The sequence below is a fragment of the uncultured Stenotrophomonas sp. genome (assembly GCF_945952405.1).
Taxonomy (GTDB): Bacteria; Pseudomonadota; Gammaproteobacteria; order Xanthomonadales; family Xanthomonadaceae; genus Stenotrophomonas.
The window spans coordinates 106,303-122,383 of record NZ_CAMFIA010000001.1 but is presented as its reverse complement, the minus strand read 5'-3'; the positions used below and the strand labels follow the sequence as shown (position 1 = coordinate 122,383).

At 68.5% G+C, this 16,081-nt stretch carries 16 protein-coding genes; 12 read left to right on the top strand and 4 right to left on the bottom strand.

Annotated elements, in window-relative coordinates; all coding sequences use genetic code 11:
* Positions 1–4 precede the first annotated feature (4 nt).
* The 8 genes from Q0P60_RS00650 to Q0P60_RS00615 all read left to right on the top strand — a co-directional run bounded on the left by Q0P60_RS00650 (position 5) and on the right by Q0P60_RS00615 (position 8,795).
* Positions 5–682, top strand: a complete 678-nt coding sequence (locus Q0P60_RS00650; RefSeq protein ID WP_294987226.1) for a Fe2+-dependent dioxygenase — start codon at positions 5–7, stop codon at positions 680–682.
* 165 nt (positions 683–847) lie between these two features.
* Positions 848–1,249: a hypothetical protein gene (locus Q0P60_RS00645; RefSeq protein WP_294987224.1), complete on the top strand. Its 402-nt coding sequence runs from the start codon at positions 848–850 to the stop codon at positions 1,247–1,249.
* 146 nt (positions 1,250–1,395) lie between these two features.
* Positions 1,396–3,816 (top strand): TonB-dependent receptor, encoded by a 2,421-nt coding sequence (locus tag Q0P60_RS00640; protein WP_294987222.1) that lies wholly within the window; start codon positions 1,396–1,398, stop codon positions 3,814–3,816.
* A 230-nt stretch (positions 3,817–4,046) separates the two neighbouring features.
* Entirely contained in the window at positions 4,047–4,685 is a 639-nt protein-coding gene (locus tag Q0P60_RS00635; protein WP_294987220.1) for a PepSY-associated TM helix domain-containing protein, read from the top strand.
* A gap of 41 nt (positions 4,686–4,726) precedes the next feature.
* Positions 4,727–5,245 (top strand): DUF2271 domain-containing protein, encoded by a 519-nt coding sequence (locus Q0P60_RS00630; protein WP_005408420.1) that lies wholly within the window; start codon positions 4,727–4,729, stop codon positions 5,243–5,245.
* A gap of 122 nt (positions 5,246–5,367) precedes the next feature.
* The gene (locus tag Q0P60_RS00625) at positions 5,368–6,171 is read left to right on the top strand and encodes a DUF4198 domain-containing protein (protein WP_294987217.1); all 804 of its coding nucleotides are present in this window, start codon (positions 5,368–5,370) and stop codon (positions 6,169–6,171) included.
* A gap of 51 nt (positions 6,172–6,222) precedes the next feature.
* On the top strand, positions 6,223–7,194 hold the full coding sequence (locus Q0P60_RS00620; protein WP_294987215.1) for an FAD:protein FMN transferase: 972 nt from the start codon (positions 6,223–6,225) through the stop codon (positions 7,192–7,194).
* Entirely contained in the window at positions 7,191–8,795 is a 1,605-nt protein-coding gene (locus Q0P60_RS00615; RefSeq protein ID WP_294987213.1) for a sulfite reductase subunit alpha, read from the top strand. The genes Q0P60_RS00620 and Q0P60_RS00615 overlap by 4 nt, the downstream gene beginning before the upstream one ends.
* Positions 8,796–8,997: 202 nt before the next feature.
* On the opposite strand, the gene Q0P60_RS00610 is transcribed toward Q0P60_RS00615, so the two are convergent.
* The 4 genes from Q0P60_RS00610 to Q0P60_RS00595 all read right to left on the bottom strand — a co-directional run bounded on the left by Q0P60_RS00610 (position 8,998) and on the right by Q0P60_RS00595 (position 12,128).
* Positions 8,998–9,606 (bottom strand): HutD family protein, encoded by a 609-nt coding sequence (locus Q0P60_RS00610; RefSeq protein ID WP_294987211.1) that lies wholly within the window; start codon positions 9,604–9,606, stop codon positions 8,998–9,000.
* Positions 9,607–9,640: 34 nt separating this feature from the next.
* Positions 9,641–10,366, bottom strand: coding sequence for a murein L,D-transpeptidase catalytic domain family protein (locus tag Q0P60_RS00605; protein ID WP_294987209.1), 726 nt, complete (start codon positions 10,364–10,366; stop codon positions 9,641–9,643).
* Positions 10,367–10,382: 16 nt separating this feature from the next.
* Positions 10,383–11,450 (bottom strand): L,D-transpeptidase, encoded by a 1,068-nt coding sequence (locus Q0P60_RS00600; protein WP_294987207.1) that lies wholly within the window; start codon positions 11,448–11,450, stop codon positions 10,383–10,385.
* 351 nt (positions 11,451–11,801) lie between these two features.
* Positions 11,802–12,128 carry a helix-hairpin-helix domain-containing protein gene (locus Q0P60_RS00595; protein ID WP_294987205.1) on the bottom strand — a complete coding sequence of 109 codons (327 nt, stop codon included), beginning with the start codon at positions 12,126–12,128 and terminating at the stop codon, positions 11,802–11,804.
* 199 nt (positions 12,129–12,327) lie between these two features.
* On the opposite strand from Q0P60_RS00595, the gene Q0P60_RS00590 reads away from it, so the two are divergent.
* From Q0P60_RS00590 to murU, 4 genes are all read left to right on the top strand, one after another.
* Positions 12,328–13,821: a M20 family metallopeptidase gene (locus tag Q0P60_RS00590; protein WP_294987203.1), complete on the top strand. Its 1,494-nt coding sequence runs from the start codon at positions 12,328–12,330 to the stop codon at positions 13,819–13,821.
* 69 nt (positions 13,822–13,890) lie between these two features.
* The gene (locus Q0P60_RS00585; RefSeq protein ID WP_294987201.1) at positions 13,891–14,160 is read left to right on the top strand and encodes a GlsB/YeaQ/YmgE family stress response membrane protein; all 270 of its coding nucleotides are present in this window, start codon (positions 13,891–13,893) and stop codon (positions 14,158–14,160) included.
* Between the two features lie 58 nt (positions 14,161–14,218).
* Positions 14,219–15,244: a phosphotransferase gene (locus tag Q0P60_RS00580; RefSeq protein WP_294987199.1), complete on the top strand. Its 1,026-nt coding sequence runs from the start codon at positions 14,219–14,221 to the stop codon at positions 15,242–15,244.
* On the top strand, positions 15,241–15,951 hold the full coding sequence (gene murU, locus Q0P60_RS00575; RefSeq protein ID WP_294987197.1) for an N-acetylmuramate alpha-1-phosphate uridylyltransferase MurU: 711 nt from the start codon (positions 15,241–15,243) through the stop codon (positions 15,949–15,951). Before Q0P60_RS00580 ends, murU begins: the two co-directional genes overlap by 4 nt.
* The last annotated feature ends 130 nt before the right edge of the window (positions 15,952–16,081 follow it).

Sequence of the window (16,081 nt, the reverse complement as noted above, 5' to 3'; positions counted from 1 at the left end):
CCGCATGCTGCTGCACATCCCCGACATCCTCAGTGCCGAACAGGTGGCCGAATTCCGCCGCCGCCTCGACACCGCCGACTGGACCGATGGCCGCGAGACCGTCGGTCACCTCGGCGCGCAGGCCAAGCACAACCAGCAGCTGCCCGAGGCCTCGCCGCTGCGCCGCGAACTGGGCGAGATCCTGCTGGTCGCACTGGCCCGGCACCCGTTGTTCTTCAGCGCAGCACTGCCGTTGAAGTACCTGCCGCCGCGCTTCAACCGCTACAGCGGTGGCGGCACCTATGGCTTCCATGTCGATGGCGCGGTGATGAACCTGGCCAACGGCGAACAGCTGCGCTCGGACATCTCCTGCACCCTGTTCCTGTCCGCACCCGAGGAGTACGAGGGCGGCGAGCTGGTCATCAGCGATACCTACGGCGAGCATGAAGTGAAGCTGCCGGCCGGCGACCTGATCGTGTACCCGTCCAGCAGCCTGCACCAGGTACGGCCGGTAACCTGCGGCGCGCGCGTGGCCTCGTTCTTCTGGGTGCAGAGCATGATCCGCGATGACGTGCAGCGGCGCCTGCTATGGGAAATGGACGGCTCGATCGAACGCCTGCGGCAGACCGGCGGCGACGCCGATGCGGTGCTGCAGCTGACCGGGGTGTACCACAACCTGCTGCGGCGCTGGAGCGAGGTCTGAGCCACGCCTGGCCGGACCGCGACATTCTGGCAATCATTCTCATTTGCAACCGCTAACGGCTCTCATTACAATCACGCCCCGTTGATGCCGGCCGCTGCCGGCAGACCACCCGGGGATTCCTGCTTGCTGCGCCCGCTTCGCCCTCGCCCACTCATCCATCGCCAGATGGGGACCGCCATGCGCGGCCAGCGCCCTGCGCTGGCGGGCCTGCTGGCATGGGTAGCGATGCTGGCACTGCTGCTGGGCACCCTGCCGCTGCTGCCGCAGGCCCAGGCCGGGATGGCGGTGCAGACCCCGCTGGAGGAACGCGGCGGTGAAGGCCCCCTGCAGGAAGAAGCACCGGCCAAGCTGCGCCGCTGCGGCTCGGCGCCGCTGAAGTGCGCCGAACAGGCGCGACCGCCGCTGCTGCTGGCCAGCCATTGGCTGCGTAGCGAACTCGAACTCGTACCCGCCACGCCGGCCACGCCCGGCGTGCGCCCGGACTGGCCGCTGGCTGCTCCGGACACGCCCTGGGCCGATGCCCCGGGGCGCCGCCAGCAACGCGGCCAGGCGCCGCCGCTCGCCTGATCCACGGCCCGCCGTGACCGCCCGCGCGGTCGCGCACGTACGCCGCTGCCTGCTTCATTCCTGCCGCCCCTGACCGGGCCTTCCCACGCATGCCGCGCCTTGCGCGCATGGCATCGCGTCTTCCTGCATCCTTCGAGGTAACTGCCATGGCCCAGCGCCATCGTGTCCGTTCGTTCCTGTCCCGTCCCCTGCTGACCCGCGCCGTGCTGCTGGCCTTGTCCGCGCCCGCCCTGGCCCACGCCGACGCCGCCGGCGCTCCGCAGACGCTGGACAAGGTGGTGGTCACCGCCTCCGGCTTCGAGCAGAAGGTGATCGATGCGCCGGCCAGCATCAGCGTGGTCAGCCGCGAAGAACTCAGCAAGCGTCCCTACACCAACCTGGTCGACGCGCTGCGCGACGTCGAAGGCATCGACGTCGGCCTGGAAGCCACCGACAAGAACGGCCGTGCCACCCTCTCGATGCGCGGCCTGCCGTCCGAGTACACCCTGGTGCTGATCGACGGTCGCCGCCAGAGCAACGTCGGCCAGCTGTACCCGAACAACTTCGGTGGCGGCCAGTTCGCTTACCTGCCGCCGCTGGATGCGATCGAGCGCATCGAAGTGGTGCGCGGCCCGATGTCCACCCTGTACGGCTCGGACGCGATGGGCGGCGTCATCAACATCATCACCCGCCGCAACCAGGACAGCTGGCATGGCGCGCTCACCCAGGGCTTCACCGTGCAGCAGGACGACCAGTTCGGTGATGCACGCACCACCGATCTGTACCTCAGCGGCCCGCTGCTGAAGGATCGCCTCAGCCTGGCAGTGCGTGGCAGCTATTACGACGCCAAGGCCTCCAACCCGGAGTGGGAGGCACTGACCCTGCCCGACGGCAGCCTGTGGGAGCGCAGCATCGGCTTCGGTGGCGGTGGCAAGTCGGTGGCCAACACCAACTGGAACACCGGCGTGCGCCTGGACTTCCGGGTCAACGATGACCACGAACTGTGGCTGGACTACGACGTCTCCCGACAGAAGTACGACAACAGCGAAGGCCAGACCGGCACGCTGGACAGCCTGGCCAGCCTGTGGCGCGTCGGCAATGCCGTCATTCCCAATCCGAACGGCAACGGTACGCTCACCCGCCGCGTGGTGCAGCCGCGCGTGGGCTACACCGCCTACCAGCGCTACGAGCGCGACCAGCTGTCGCTGACCCACCAGGGTCGCTACAGCTTCGGTACCTGGCAGACCTCGCTGACCCACAGCAAGAGCAGCAACCTCGGCCGCTCGCTGCCGCTGACCCTGGACGAACGCGCCAACCTGCAGACGCTGTGGAACGATGTCTGCCGCCGTACCGGTGCGGCCAACAACTGCGCCGCCGGTCGTGGCAATGCGCTGGCCGCCCTCAACCCGGGCGAACTGGCACGCCTGCAGGCGTTCCTGCCGCGCCCACTGCGCACCATGGAACTGGAAGGCTACGTGCTGGACACGATGCTGGACCTGGACTTCGGCGCGCACAAGCTGACCGTCGGCGGCCAGTACAACGACACCGACATGGTCGACGGCGTATTCGGCATGGACGGTGCCGGCTATCGCAGCAACACCAAGCAGAAGCACCGCATGTGGGCCCTGTTCGCCGAGGACAACTGGGCGCTGACCGATACCCTCACCGCCACCTTCGGCCTGCGCCATGACGACCACAACGTGTTCGGCAGCCACCTCAGCCCGCGTGGCTACCTGGTGTGGAATGCCACTGATGCGTGGACCTTCAAGGGCGGTGTCAGCACCGGCTACAAGACGCCGCGCCCGGACCAGCTGTTCCCCGGCATCACCGGCTTCGGCGGCCAGGGCGTGCTGCCGCTGGTGGGCTCACCCAACCTGAAGCCCGAAACCAGCACCAACTACGAGCTGGCCGCCTATTACGAAGGCCGGCGCTGGGGCTTCAACGTGACCGGCTTCTTCAACAGGTTCGAGGACAAGATCGCCAGCGGCGGCACGTTCCCGAACTGCGAAGTGGCGCCGGCCGGCAGCGGCTACTGCGTGGACATCGGCCCGGGCTGGGCGGCGCTGGGCTACAGCACCTTCACCCAGAGCGTGAACATCGACAAGGCCGAGACGCGTGGCGCCGAACTGGCCGCGCACGTCGACCTGCTCGACACCCTGCAGCTGCGCGGCAACTACACCTGGACCAGGAGCGAGCAGACCAGCGGCGCGCAGAAGGGCCTGCCGATCAGCGGCACCACCCCGGCCAAGCACATGGCCAACGCCAGCCTGAACTGGCAGGTCAACGAGGCAGTGAGCCTGTCGCTGACCGGCGAAGGCCGTTATGACCGCTACCGCGACACCCTGCTGGACGCCACGGGTAGCAGCCGCACCCGCTACTACGAGGACTACACGATCTTCCACCTCGGCGGCAGCTGGAAGGCAACGCCGTGGCTGACGGTCAACGCCCGGGTCAACAATCTGTTCGACAAGGATTTCGTCTCGCAGTCGTGCCTGCTGATCAACCCGAGCGAGTTCAACTGCGTGGACGACTACGCGACCAAGGACCAGCGCCGCAGCTACTGGATCTCGTTGAACGCGAAGTTCTGATTTCTGCCAGGCCGGTGCGTCATCCACGCATGCCGCCTTTCGGTAGTGCCGGCCGCTGGCCGGCAGTCCCAGCATATCGGTAGTGCCGGCCGCTGGCCGGCAGTCCCAGCATATCGGTAGTGCCGGCCGCTGGCCGGCATTGCCTCCGCAGGGATACAGAACGACACGCAATTGCGAGCTATTCTCATCAATGATGTAATGGGCAGTCCCCGTCCGCCTCGAACCGTGCCGTGAGCCGCCCTGCCTCCTCCACCGTGCAGCAGCAACAGAGTCGTGGCTTCTGGCTGCGCACGCTGCACCAGTGGCACTGGATCAGCTCGGCGGTGTGCCTGATCGGCATGCTGCTGTTCGCGGTGACCGGTCTGACCCTCAACCACGCGGCGAAGATCGAAGCCAGGCCCCAGGTGCAGAACCAGCACCTGGAACTGCCGGCCGCGCTGCTCGGCCAGCTGGGCACGCGTGAAGACGGCAACGCACCGATCCCGCGCCCGGCCCGGCAGTGGCTGGACGCGCAGCTGGGCATCGCCATCGGCGGTCGCCCGGCCGAGTGGTCGGCCGAAGAAATCTACCTGTCGCTGCCGCGCCCCGGCGGCGACGCCTGGCTGAGCATCGATCGCCAGACCGGTGCGGTGGAGTACGAATCAACCTCGCGCGGCGTGGTGTCCTACCTCAACGACCTGCACAAGGGGCGCAACGCCGGCCCGGCGTGGGGCTGGTTCCTGGACCTGTTCGCCGTGGCCTGCCTGGTGTTCTGCATCACCGGCCTGTTCCTGCTGCACCTGCATGCGCGGCAGCGGCGCATGACCTGGCCGCTGGTCGGCCTCGGCCTGATGATTCCGCTGCTGATCGCCCTGCTGCTGATCCACTGACTTCCACCCGTGATTTCCGTCCGTTTCCCCGGAGCCGCCCCATGCGCGTCACCCTGACCATCGCCCTCAGCGGCCTGCTGGCCACCTCGCCGGCCTACGCCACCACGCTCGACATCAACGTCGAAGTGCCCAAGCTCAACGTCGCCGAGTACCACCGTCCCTATGTGGCAGTGTGGCTGGAAGGCGCCGACCAGAAGGTCGCGGCCAACCTGTCGGTCTGGTACCAGCAGACCAGCAACAGCGAAGGCCACGGCACCAAGTGGCTGCCTGACCTGCGCCAGTGGTGGCGCAAGAGCGGCCGTACCCTGCAGGTACCGGTGGACGGCGTGACCGGCCCGACCCGCCCGGCCGGCAAGCACGCGCTGTCGTTCAACGACCGGCAGCCGGCGCTGAAGCAGCTGGCCCCGGGCAACTACACCCTGGTGGTGGAAGCGGTGCGCGAAGTCGGCGGCCGCGAACTGCTGAAGATCCCCTTCACCTGGCCGGCCACCGCCGCGCAGAACGGCAAGGCGCAGGGCGCCACCGAGCTGGGCCAAGTCACCCTCGCCGTCAAACCGTAACTGCCTGAGCCGGGGTCGGATCCCTTCCGCAGGAAGGGCGCTGACCCCATCGCCCTACCCCTCGGGGTCAGAGCCCTTTCCGTTGGAAAGGGATCCGACCCCTTCCAACTGGAGTCTTCCGCATGAAGCGCACGCTCGTCCTCGCCGCCGCCCTGGCCGCTGCCCTTCCCTTCTCGGCCCTGGCCCACAAGGCCTGGCTGCTGCCCTCGCAGACCGTGATCGCCGGCAACGCGCCGTGGATCACCGTCGATGGAGCGGTCTCCAACGACCTGTTCTACTTCAACCATGTACCGCTGCGCCTGGAATCGCTGGTGATCACCGCACCGGACGGCAGCAGCGTGCAGCCGCAGAACGCCTCGACCGGCAAGTACCGCAGCGTGTTCGACCTCGAGCTGAAGCAGCAGGGCACCTACCGCATCGCATCGGTCAACGACGGCCTGTTCGCCACCTACGAGCAGAACGGTGAGCGCAAGCGCTGGCGCGGCAGCGTGGCCACCTTCGGCGAACTGCCGAAGGATGCGAAGAAGCTGGAAGTCAGCCAGTCCATTGGCCGCGTGGAAACCTTCGTCACCAACGGCGCGCCGAACGACGCTGCGCTGAAGCCGACCAACCGCGGCATCGAACTGGTCGCCGTCGGCCACCCCAACGACCTGTTCGCCGGCGAGGAAGCCACCTTCCGCGTACTGGTCGACGGCAAGCCGACCGCCGGCCTGGAATTCGAGATCGTGCGGGGCGCCACCCGCTACCGCAACGCGCAGGACGAGCTGAAGCTGACCAGCGACGCCAAGGGCGAAATCAAGGTGACCTGGCCGGAAGCCGGCATGTACTGGCTGGAAACCGGCACCGAGGACAACAAGACCTCGGTCAAGCAGGCCGCCAAGCGTCGCCTCAGCTACGTCGCCACGCTGGAAGTGCTTCCGCAGTAAGCGGCTCCGCGATGCCGGGCGAACCCGGCATCGCGACCGCAACGCGCCACCATGACCGGATCCCCGCTCGACATCGCCCGCCTTGGCGGCACCACCATGGGTACCACCTGGAGCGTGTCGCTGGTTGCGCCACGCCAGCGCGACCTGCACCCGCTGCACGCCGGCATCCAGGCGCGTCTGCAGCAGGTGGTTGCGCAGATGAGCACCTGGGAACCCGGCTCGGACCTGAGCCGCTACAACCGCGCCGAGGCCGGCCGCTGGTGCGGGCTGCCGGCAGAGACCCGCCAGGTCCTGGCCTGCGCGCAGTCCATCGCCGCCGCCAGCGACGGTGCCTTCGATCCCACGATCGGCCCGTTGGTGGCGCTGTGGGGCTTCGGCGCACACGCCGGCGAGCGTCGCCAGCCCGACGCCGCCACCCTGCAGGCCACCCGCGCGCGCTGCGGCTGGCAACGCCTGCATTGGCAGGACGCCGCCCTGCTGCAACCGGGTGGACTGGAGCTGGACCTGTCGGCGATCGCCAAAGGGTTCGGTGTCGACCAGGTAACCGCCTGGCTGCGTGCAGAGGGCATCACTGCGGCGCTGGTGGAAGTCGGTGGCGAGCTGGCCGGCTACGGCCGCAAGCCGGACGGCCAGCCGTGGCGGGTGCTGGTGGAGTCGGCGCCGGAAGAAGACCTGCAATCCGATATCCCGCCGCGGGTCCTCGCGCTGGACGGCAAGGCGGTCGCCACCTCCGGTGATCGCTGGCACCAGTATCAGGCCGATGGCGAGGCTTACAGCCACAGCATCGATCCGCGCACCGGCCTTCCGGTACGTCAGGTCGCCGCCGCAGTGACGGTGGTGGCCGACGACGCCATGCACGCCGATGCCTGGGCCACCGCACTGACCGTGCTCGGCCACGAATCCGGCATGGCACTGGCCGAGCGCGAAGGACTGGCTGCACGCTACCTACAGCGCGTAGCAGCAGGCCCGCGCGAGTTTCTCAGCAGCGCGTTCCAGCGCCTGCTCGATGAGCAGGACGCATGAGCCCACGCCGCTCACGCGCCGGGCTCGGCAATGCCCTGGTCCTGCTCCTGCTGGCGGCGATCGGCTGGGCGCTGCTGCGCCTGCACCTGGGCGAGGCCTGGTGGCAGGGCGCGCCGCCCGCAAGGCAATCGCAGATCGCGACGGCCGCCACCCTGCTGTATGCGCTGGCCTGTGCGGCGCTGTGGTGGCGTGGCCGCCCGCGCGACGATGCGGCATCCGCAGGCGTCACTCCGGTGCTGCTGGCCTGGTCCAGCCAGACCGGCTTCGCCCGCGAGCTGGCCGAGCGCAGCGCAGAAGCGCTGCGCGGCGCCGGCCTGCCAGTGCGCGTGCGCGGCTTGCATGAGGTGGATGCGGCGCTGCTGGCCGGCAGCCAGCGTGCGTTGTTCATCGCCAGCACCACCGGCGAGGGTGACCCGCCCGATCACGTACTGCCCTTCCTGCGCGGGGTGATGACCGCGCCGCCTGCGCTGCAGCATCTGCACTACGGCGTCCTCGCGCTGGGCGATCGCAGCTACGGCCACTTCTGTGGATTCGGCCACCAGCTCGATCATTGGCTGCGCCAACAGGGCGCGCATCCGTTGTTCGATGCGATCGAAGTCGACAATGCCGACCCGGCCGCGCTGCGTCATTGGCAGCAGCTGCTGGGCCAGATCGGTGGCGGCGCCAGCGAACTGCCCGACTGGAGCCCCGCCGAGTACCAGCCGTGGACGCTGCTGCAGCGCCAGCACCTGAACCCGGGCAGCCCCGGTGGCCCGGTGTACTGGTTGCGCCTGCAGCCGCCCGCCGACACCACTGCGCAGTGGCAGGCCGGCGACATCGCCGAGATCGGCCCGCAGCACGCCCGCCACAGCGCGCGCGCGTGGCTGGAATCGCAGCACTTCGACGCGGACACGCTGCTGGACGACGGGCAGACACTGCTGGCCCGGGTCGAACGCTCACACCTGCCTTCGCTGGTTCCGCCCGGTGACCTGCCTGCGCTGCTGGCGGCGCTGCAGCCGTTGCCACACCGCGAGTACTCGATCGCCTCGGTGATGGCCGACGGTGCCGTGGAACTGCTGCTGCGCCGGCAGCTGCGCGCCGATGGCACGCCCGGCATCGGCAGCGGCTGGCTGTGTGACCACGCCGCGGTCGGCGAAACCGTGCAGCTGCGCCTGCGCCGCAATGACAACTTCCATGGCGTCGGCGCCGACGTGCCGCTGCTGCTGATCGGCAACGGCACCGGCATTGCCGGCCTGCGCGCACACCTGCATGAACGCGTGCGGCAAGGTGCACGACGGACCTGGCTGCTGTTCGGAGAGCGCACTGCGGCGCACGACTTCCACTTCGGCGCGGAGCTGCAGGCCATGCGTGCCGACGGCACGTTGTCACGGCTGGATGCGGTGTTCAGTCGCGATGGCGGCACCCACCACTACGTGCAGGACCGGCTGCTGGCCGAAGCCGCGACACTGCGGCACTGGGTCGATGAAGGCGCCACGATCCTGGTCTGCGGCAGCTTGCAGGGCATGGCACCGGCGGTGGACGCGGTGATCGAACAGGTGCTGGGCAGTGCGGGCAAGGAAGCGCTGCTGCTGGCGGGCCGCTACCGGCGGGATGTGTATTGAGCGGACGGGTGGCTGCGAAGCGGCCCTGAATGACATCCCAGGCTCTGCGCTATCCACGCATGGCGTGGATCTACTTCACGCGCAGCCGAGCGCGCGCTCGGCGCTGCACGAACCGCTCCGCATGACATCCCAGGCTCTGCGCTATCCACGCATGGCGTGGATCTACTTCAGCGCGGCCGAGCGCGCGCTCGGCGCTGCACGGTCATGACCCGGCGGCGCTGACCCGGATCGCCAGCAGTTCACCGCCGCCCTGCAGCGCGTGCCGTTGCCGCTCACCGGCCGACAACCAGGCGGTATCGCCTGCCTGCAGCGGCGGCAGGCTGCTGTCGGCACCGAAAGCGGCATGCCCGGCCAGCAGGTGCAACGCCCAGGCTACGCCCGGCTCGCAGAAGAAGAACATCGAACCGACCAGCGGCCGGTGCAGCAGTTCGGCCTGCAGCAGCCCGCGCTTCCACATCAGGTTGAAGTCGTGGGTGGTGCCGTCGACCAGCTCGCCGTGCAGTGCTTCCTCGCCGGCAAAACGCACCCGCCCATGCGGCGGCAGCACCTCGGCCACGCGACCGTCCTCGAAGCGCAGGCGCACGCCATTGCCCTGCAGCAGCACCAGTTCGCGTTCGACACCGGGGAAGGCGGAGAACGCGGCGTCCTGTTCGATCTCGGCGACCGACAGGCGCAACGCCCAGTCCTCTCCCTGCGATGGCAGGCGCAGGATTTCGCGGGTCCAGCCCAGGCCGTTGCGCCAGCGTTCGCGGCGATAGTCCAGGCTGGAGATCACCTGGCTCGGAGTGTGCAGCAGGGCATCGATGTTCATCGGCACATTGCATCACGCCGCGCGCCGCTGTGCATCACCGCGTGGCGAGCGTGCCCTGGCCGCCGCACTCACCGCCGAGCAGCTGCGAGTGCTTCAGCCAGTCCTGGTCGGGGTAGTAGGCGAACACCAGGGTGCCGCCGCGCAATGCGTCGATCAGCGGCCTGGCCACCGACAGGCGTACCGCAGGGCAGCCTAGGCTGCGGCCAAGCCGGCCCTGCAGCTGCGCGGTGGCCGGGTTCACATAGGGGGCGCCGTGGATGACGATCGCACGCTCGCGCGCGCGGTCGTTGAAACCGGGCTCCAGCCCGGCCAGGCGCAACGAGTAACCGTTGCCGCCCATGTAGGTCTCCTGCGCGGTGAACGCGCCGAGGCTCGACATGTAGCTGCCGTCGCGGTTGGAGAAGTGCTCGGTGCGGTTTTCACCACTGTTGCGGCCATGCGCCACCCATTCCTCGAACAGCAGGCGCTGATGGGCCAGGTCGAACACCCACAGCCGCGGCTCGGTGGAGGGACGCGAATAGTCGATCACGCTCAGGCGATCACCATTGATACCCAGTTCCGGCCGCTGCAGCGCGCAGCGCATGGCATGCGCCGCCAGCTGCAACACGTGGCGGTCGGCCTTGGGCGCACTGCGCGACAGCAAGGCAGCCAGATCATCGGCACTGGTGGCGAGGGCGGGCGTCTGTGCCAGCGCCGGGGCGCTGGCCGAAGTCGCCAGCAGGCCGAACGCGGCCAGCCGGCACAGGCGGGATGCAGTCATGGGCACAACGAGGGACTCAGTTGCCCTTGAGGGTGGACCCTGGCGGCTCGGATTCCAAGACCGGCTGCATTCCGGATTCAGCCGGGCTTGGGCGGACCGCCGGCAGCGAGGTGACCAGCAGGGTCGTGCCGGGCACCAGCACCTGGTACAGCTGGCGGGCGAAATCGGCCGGCAGCGCCATCGGCAGCGAGGGGGTGGCCAGCAGGTCCGGCGTGGCCTGGCCGCGCTCCTGGCCCAGCAGCGGATAGGCCGTCCACTGGTGCAGGCGCTGGTTCACGTCCAGCGGGCTGGGGGTATCGCTGTAACCCTGCCCCATCACGAACAGGGTGGTGCCCTGGAAGGCCGGCAGGGCGTCGGCCTTCAGCGGCGATTCGCCGATCATCACGCCGTCGCGCAGCACATACAGGCGCTGGTCATGCAGGCTGACCAGGATCCCGACCTGCCCGGCCGGGGCCGCGCTGTCGTTCCACCAAGCCTGTGCCGGCGCCCCGCCCTCGCTCTCGGGCAGGGCCTGGCCGCGCGCGTTGACCGGGGCCAGCACCGACGGATAGGCCAGGGTCATCGGCGAGCTCTTGGCATCGGCCACGACCACGGTGTCACCGCGCTGGGTTTCACTGAACAGTTTCTGCGCGAAGGCCTGCGGCAAACGCACGCAGCCATGCGAGGCCGGGTGCCCGGGCAGGCTACCGCCATGCAGGGCGATGCCATCCCAGGTCAGCCGCTGCATGTACGGCATCGGCGCGCTGTTGTAGAGGTTGGAACGGTGGTCCTTGTCCTTCTGCAGGATGGTGAACACGCCGGTCGGGGTCTCGTGCCCGGCCTTGCCCGAGCTGATCGTGGTCAGGCCGATGGCGATGCCGTTGCGGTACACATAGGCGCGTTGCTCGTCGAGGCTGACCACCAGCACGATCGGCCCGCTCGGCGAGATTTCCGGATGCCACAGGTATTCGCCGGGCTTGAGGTCGGTCGGCCCGCGCACCTCGGCCGTGCCGGCCGACGCCGGCGAAGGCGCAGCGGCATGCGCCAGCAGCGGCAGGGCCAGTGCAAGGGCGACGATCAGGGTCGTGGGGCGGTGCGGAAGCATCCAGCGGGGTCCTTTCCATGCGGAGCGGCCACCGTACACCATCGGCCCGTGGTGGCCGCGGCAAAACCAGGCGCCGGAAATGAAACTGCCCGGCGACACAGCCATGTGTCGTACCGGGCAATCGTTACGTCCCTGTCGGCCTGCTGCCGCCCCCTCGCATCCTGCGCTGTGGGGGTAGCGTTGCATCCTGCACGCGGCCGCGTCTGTCCTGTTTGTATCTCAGCCCCTTCCACAGGTCTGTGATGCCACCATCCTGGTGATTGGTGCCGCGTCCTGCGGCGGTCGGTGGTCACGGCCATCCTGACCGTGTCCGATGAACCAGCCTCCTGCCGGTTCCGACGATTCCTGCTGTCAACGCCTGGGTACGGTTCGCACCGGTACCGATCCGGGTACCGGATCCGCTGGCAACACCCTGTTGCCTACGGTGATCCGCTGTCGATTCCGTTCGACCGTTGCTTTCCCTATCCCCTTCACCTGCGCCAGGTCCTCGACGCGATGAAACGGGCCGTGTCTGCGCCGGTGCTCGACGATCGCCTCGGCCTTGGCGGCTCCGACCATCGTCAATCCCTGCTGCAGCGCCTGGGCATCGGCGCGGTTGATGTCGATCGGTTCGGCGGCATGCGCCCCAGCGATCCCCACCATCAGCACCAGTGCCCTCAACACGACAAACCCAGGCACAACGTGTATCTCCCTGTGATTCTGGCCGTCCCGACCGGCAATCCCGTCGGTAGGAACAGTGTCCGTCACCACATGTGCACAGCCTATCGGTTTCCCGCATTTCCGTAAGCCAGCCAAATACCCGACGTGATGTAGGAAAAACCCTACCCTCGGCACAGGCGTAGAATGCGCGGATCAGCCCATGCAACCGGAGTTTCAGATGGACAGCGCCAAGCTCGGCCAATTCGTCAATGACAAGTGGGACAGTGAAATCGTCCCGCAGTTGGTCGACTACATCCGCATTCCCAACAAGTCGCCGATGTTCGACGCCAATTGGGTGCAGAACGGCTACATGGAACAGGCAGTCACCCTGATGGAGAACTGGGCCAAGGCCCAGCAGCTGCCTGGCCTGAAGGTTGAAGTGGTACGCCTGGAAGGCCGTACCCCGCTGATCTTCCTGGAAATTCCGGCCAGCGGCGCCGAAACCGGCGACGACACCATCCTGCTCTACGGCCATCTGGACAAGCAGCCGGAAATGACCGGCTGGGACGACGACCTTGGCCCGTGGACGCCGGTCCTGCGTGGCGACAAGCTGTATGGCCGCGGCGGTGCGGACGACGGCTACGCCATCTTCGGCTCGCTGGCCGCGGTGCTGGCGCTGCAGGCCCAGGGCCTGCCGCACGCCCGCTGCGTGGTGCTGATCGAAGCCTGCGAAGAATCGGGCAGCTATGACCTGCCGGCCTACGTCGACCACCTGGCCGACCGCATCGGCAAGCCGTCGCTGGTGGTCTGCCTGGATTCGGGCTGCGCCAACTACGACCAGCTGTGGTGCACCACCTCGCTGCGCGGCCTGACCGGCGGCAACTTCACCGTGAAGGTGCTGAACGAAGGCGTGCATTCCGGTGATGCGTCCGGCGTGGTGCCGTCCAGCTTCCGCCTGCTGCGCCAGCTGCTGTCGCGCATCGAGGACCAGGACACCGGCCGCATCCTGATCGACGGCATGAACGTGGAGATCCCCGCCGAACGCCAGGAACAGGCCAAGCGTGCCGCTGAGGTGGTCGATACCGAGATCTTCGAGAAGTTCCCGATGGTCGACGGCCTGCGTCCGATGAACGACGACCTGACCGAGCTGGTGCTCAACCGCACCTGGCGCCCGGCGCTGTCGGTCACCGGCGTGGGTGGCATGCCGCCGCTGGAATCGGCCGGCAACGTGCTGCGCCCGCAGACCTCGGTGAAGCTGTCGCTGCGCCTGCCGCCGACCGCCGATGGCAAGACCTGCGGCGAACTGCTGAAGGAAGCCCTGCTGCGCGATCCGCCGAACGGCGCCCAGGTCACCCTGGACCTGGAAAAGGCCTCCACCGGCTGGAACGCGCCGGCGATGGCACCGTGGCTGACCCAGGCCATCGACGACGCCAGCCAGGCCTTCTTCGGCAAGCCGGCGATGTACATGGGCGAAGGCGGCTCGATCCCGTTCATGGGCATGCTGGGTGAGAAGTTCCCGGGTGCGCAGTTCATGATCACCGGCGTGCTCGGCCCGCACTCCAATGCGCACGGCCCGAACGAGTTCCTGCACATCCCGATGGGCAAGAAGGTCACCGCCTGCGTGTCCAAGGTGATCAGCGAGCACTACGCGGCCAGCCTGCGTGGCGAGACCAGCGGTTCGCCGGTGGCCGCCGACAGCGGCACCCGCCACGGCGGCCACGGCTGCTGCTGATCGGGCACCCGTGACGGACGCAGCCTGGCCTTGCTAGGCTGCGTCCACACTCAAGCGGAATCCGCGCGCATGAATGGTCTGTTCGGCAGCAGCAGCTGGCTGTACATCCTGCTGGTCGGCTTCTTCGTCGGCCTGCTCGGGCGTTTCTTCATGCCCGGCAACAACCGCATGGGCTGCCTGCTGACCATCGTGCTGGGCATCCTCGGTGCCCTGCTGGCGGGCTGGTTCGGCCAGTACATGGGCTGGTACGCCCCCTGCGAACCGGCCGGCTTCCTTGGCGCGGTGATCGGCGCGGTGGCCGTGCTGGCCGTGCTGCGGCTGTTCAGCGGCCGCCGCTGATCCCCACCCTTTTCCTGTTCCCGACGTTGGCGCGCCCGGCGCGCCCGGATATGCCTGCATGACCGAACCCGCCTCCGACCCCCAGCGCAGCGCGCAGCGCCTGCAGTGGGCCCGTACCCAGCTGGATGATGCCAACGCCGTGGTCGAACGCGCCTCGGTCGATGCCGGCATGCGCAGCTACTGGCGCACCACCAGCACGCGCGGCAGCCACATCGTGATGGATGCTCCGCCGGGGCTGGAAGATCCGCGGCCGTGGCTGCACATGCGCGACCTGCTGCACGACCACGGCCTGCGCGTGCCACAGCTGCTGGCGCAGGACCTCGAGGCCGGCTTCCTGCTGCTGGAAGATCTCGGCGGCCCGACCCTGGCCAGGATCCTCGACGAGCGCAACGCCGATGAATGGTTCGGGCGTTCGATCGAACAGCTGCTGCGGCTGCAGGCGATCACGGTTCCGGACGGCTTCGGCCAGTTCGGCGAAGCCCTGCTGCAGCGCGATGCCGGCCTGTTCGACGAATGGTTCCTGCAGCGGCACCTGCGTCTTGAGCTGGACTGCGGCGAGATCGAAGGCCTGCAGGGGGTGCACCGCCGCCTGATGGACAACGCACTGGGCCAGGCCCAGCTGATGACCCATCGTGACTTCATGCCACGCAACCTGATGCCGGTCGCCGATGGCCCGGCCGTGCTGGACTTCCAGGACCTGGTGCGTGGCCCGATCGCCTATGACGCGGTCAGCCTGTTCAAGGACGCGTTCCTGAGCTGGCCGCTGCAGCGCGTGGACGAATGGCTGGCGCAGTACCACGAGCGCGCACGCGCCGCCGGGCTGCCGGTGCCCGACCGCGCCACCTTCCTGCGCGATGCCGACTGGATGGGCATCCAGCGCCACGTGAAGATCCTCGGCCTGTTCTGCCGCCTGCGCTACCGCGACAACAAGGGCCACTACCTTGACGACGCCCCGCGCTTCATCGGCTACCTGGACGAAGTGCTGCCGCGCTACCGCGAGCTGGCGCCGCTGCAGCAGCTGCTGCAGGACCGGATCAAGCCGGCGCTGGCCGACCTGGCCGCCCCGTTGCGCGTGGCCCGATGAAGGCGCTGGTGTTTGCCGCAGGCCTGGGCGAGCGCATGCGCCCGCTGACCCTGCACACGCCCAAGCCGCTGCTGCCGGTGGCCGGCAAGCCGCTGATCGTCTGGCACCTGGAACGGCTCGCCGCACTGGGGGTACGCGAGGTGGTGGTCAACACCGCATGGCTGGCCGAGCAGTTCCCGGCGACGCTGGGCGATGGCAGCCAGTGGGGCCTGCGCCTGCACTACCTGTACGAAGGCCAGGCGCCGCTGGAAACCGGTGGCGGCATCCTCAATGCGCTGCCGGTGCTGGGCGATGCCCCGTTCCTGGTGGTGAACGGCGATATCTGGACCGATTTCGATTTCGCCACGCTGCCGCTCGAGCCGCAGGGACAGGCGCATCTGGTGCTGGTCGACAATCCCGCGCAGCACCCGCAGGGTGACTACCGCCTGGACGCACAGGGCCTGCTGCACCATGACCGCGAAGGGCCCTGCCTGACCTACGCTGGCATCGGTGTGTACCGGCCCTCGATCGTGGCCGGCTGGCGCGCGGTGATCGGCGATGCGCCGGGCAGCGAGCGGCTGCCACCGAAGTTCTCGGTGGTTCCGCTGCAGAAGCACTTCATGGCGCAGGGCCTGATCAGCGGACAGCACCATCGCGGTCGCTGGACCGATGTGGGGACCGTCGACCGCCTGCGTACGCTGGATGCGGAGTTGGCCGCGAACGGCTGAGCCCCTCGTGGCGGGTCTCGTAGAGCGGATCGCGTGTTTGGCCGGGCGGGTGGGCCATGCAGGGGACGCTGCAAGTACGTCCCTGTAAGCTCGATGGCGCCATCCATGGCGCCAACGCCCCTGCATGGCC

Excerpts from the sequence above, each read along its gene's own strand:
- Q0P60_RS00625 (WP_294987217.1), top strand. The coding sequence starts at position 5,368 with ATGAAGCGCACGCTCGTCCTCGCCGCCGCCCTGGCCGCTGCCCTTCCC.
- Q0P60_RS00615 (WP_294987213.1), top strand. The coding sequence starts at position 7,191 with ATGAGCCCACGCCGCTCACGCGCCGGGCTCGGCAATGCCCTGGTCCTG.
- Q0P60_RS00620 (WP_294987215.1), top strand. The coding sequence starts at position 6,223 with ATGACCGGATCCCCGCTCGACATCGCCCGCCTTGGCGGCACCACCATG.
- Q0P60_RS00580 (WP_294987199.1), top strand. The coding sequence starts at position 14,219 with ATGACCGAACCCGCCTCCGACCCCCAGCGCAGCGCGCAGCGCCTGCAG.
- Q0P60_RS00605 (WP_294987209.1), bottom strand. The coding sequence starts at position 10,366 with ATGACTGCATCCCGCCTGTGCCGGCTGGCCGCGTTCGGCCTGCTGGCG.
- Q0P60_RS00650 (WP_294987226.1), top strand. The coding sequence starts at position 5 with ATGCTGCTGCACATCCCCGACATCCTCAGTGCCGAACAGGTGGCCGAA.
- Q0P60_RS00645 (WP_294987224.1), top strand. The coding sequence starts at position 848 with ATGGGGACCGCCATGCGCGGCCAGCGCCCTGCGCTGGCGGGCCTGCTG.
- murU (WP_294987197.1), top strand. The coding sequence starts at position 15,241 with ATGAAGGCGCTGGTGTTTGCCGCAGGCCTGGGCGAGCGCATGCGCCCG.
- Q0P60_RS00640 (WP_294987222.1), top strand. The coding sequence starts at position 1,396 with ATGGCCCAGCGCCATCGTGTCCGTTCGTTCCTGTCCCGTCCCCTGCTG.
- Q0P60_RS00600 (WP_294987207.1), bottom strand. The coding sequence starts at position 11,450 with ATGCTTCCGCACCGCCCCACGACCCTGATCGTCGCCCTTGCACTGGCC.
- Q0P60_RS00590 (WP_294987203.1), top strand. The coding sequence starts at position 12,328 with ATGGACAGCGCCAAGCTCGGCCAATTCGTCAATGACAAGTGGGACAGT.
- Q0P60_RS00630 (WP_005408420.1), top strand. The coding sequence starts at position 4,727 with ATGCGCGTCACCCTGACCATCGCCCTCAGCGGCCTGCTGGCCACCTCG.
- Q0P60_RS00585 (WP_294987201.1), top strand. The coding sequence starts at position 13,891 with ATGAATGGTCTGTTCGGCAGCAGCAGCTGGCTGTACATCCTGCTGGTC.
- Q0P60_RS00610 (WP_294987211.1), bottom strand. The coding sequence starts at position 9,606 with ATGAACATCGATGCCCTGCTGCACACTCCGAGCCAGGTGATCTCCAGC.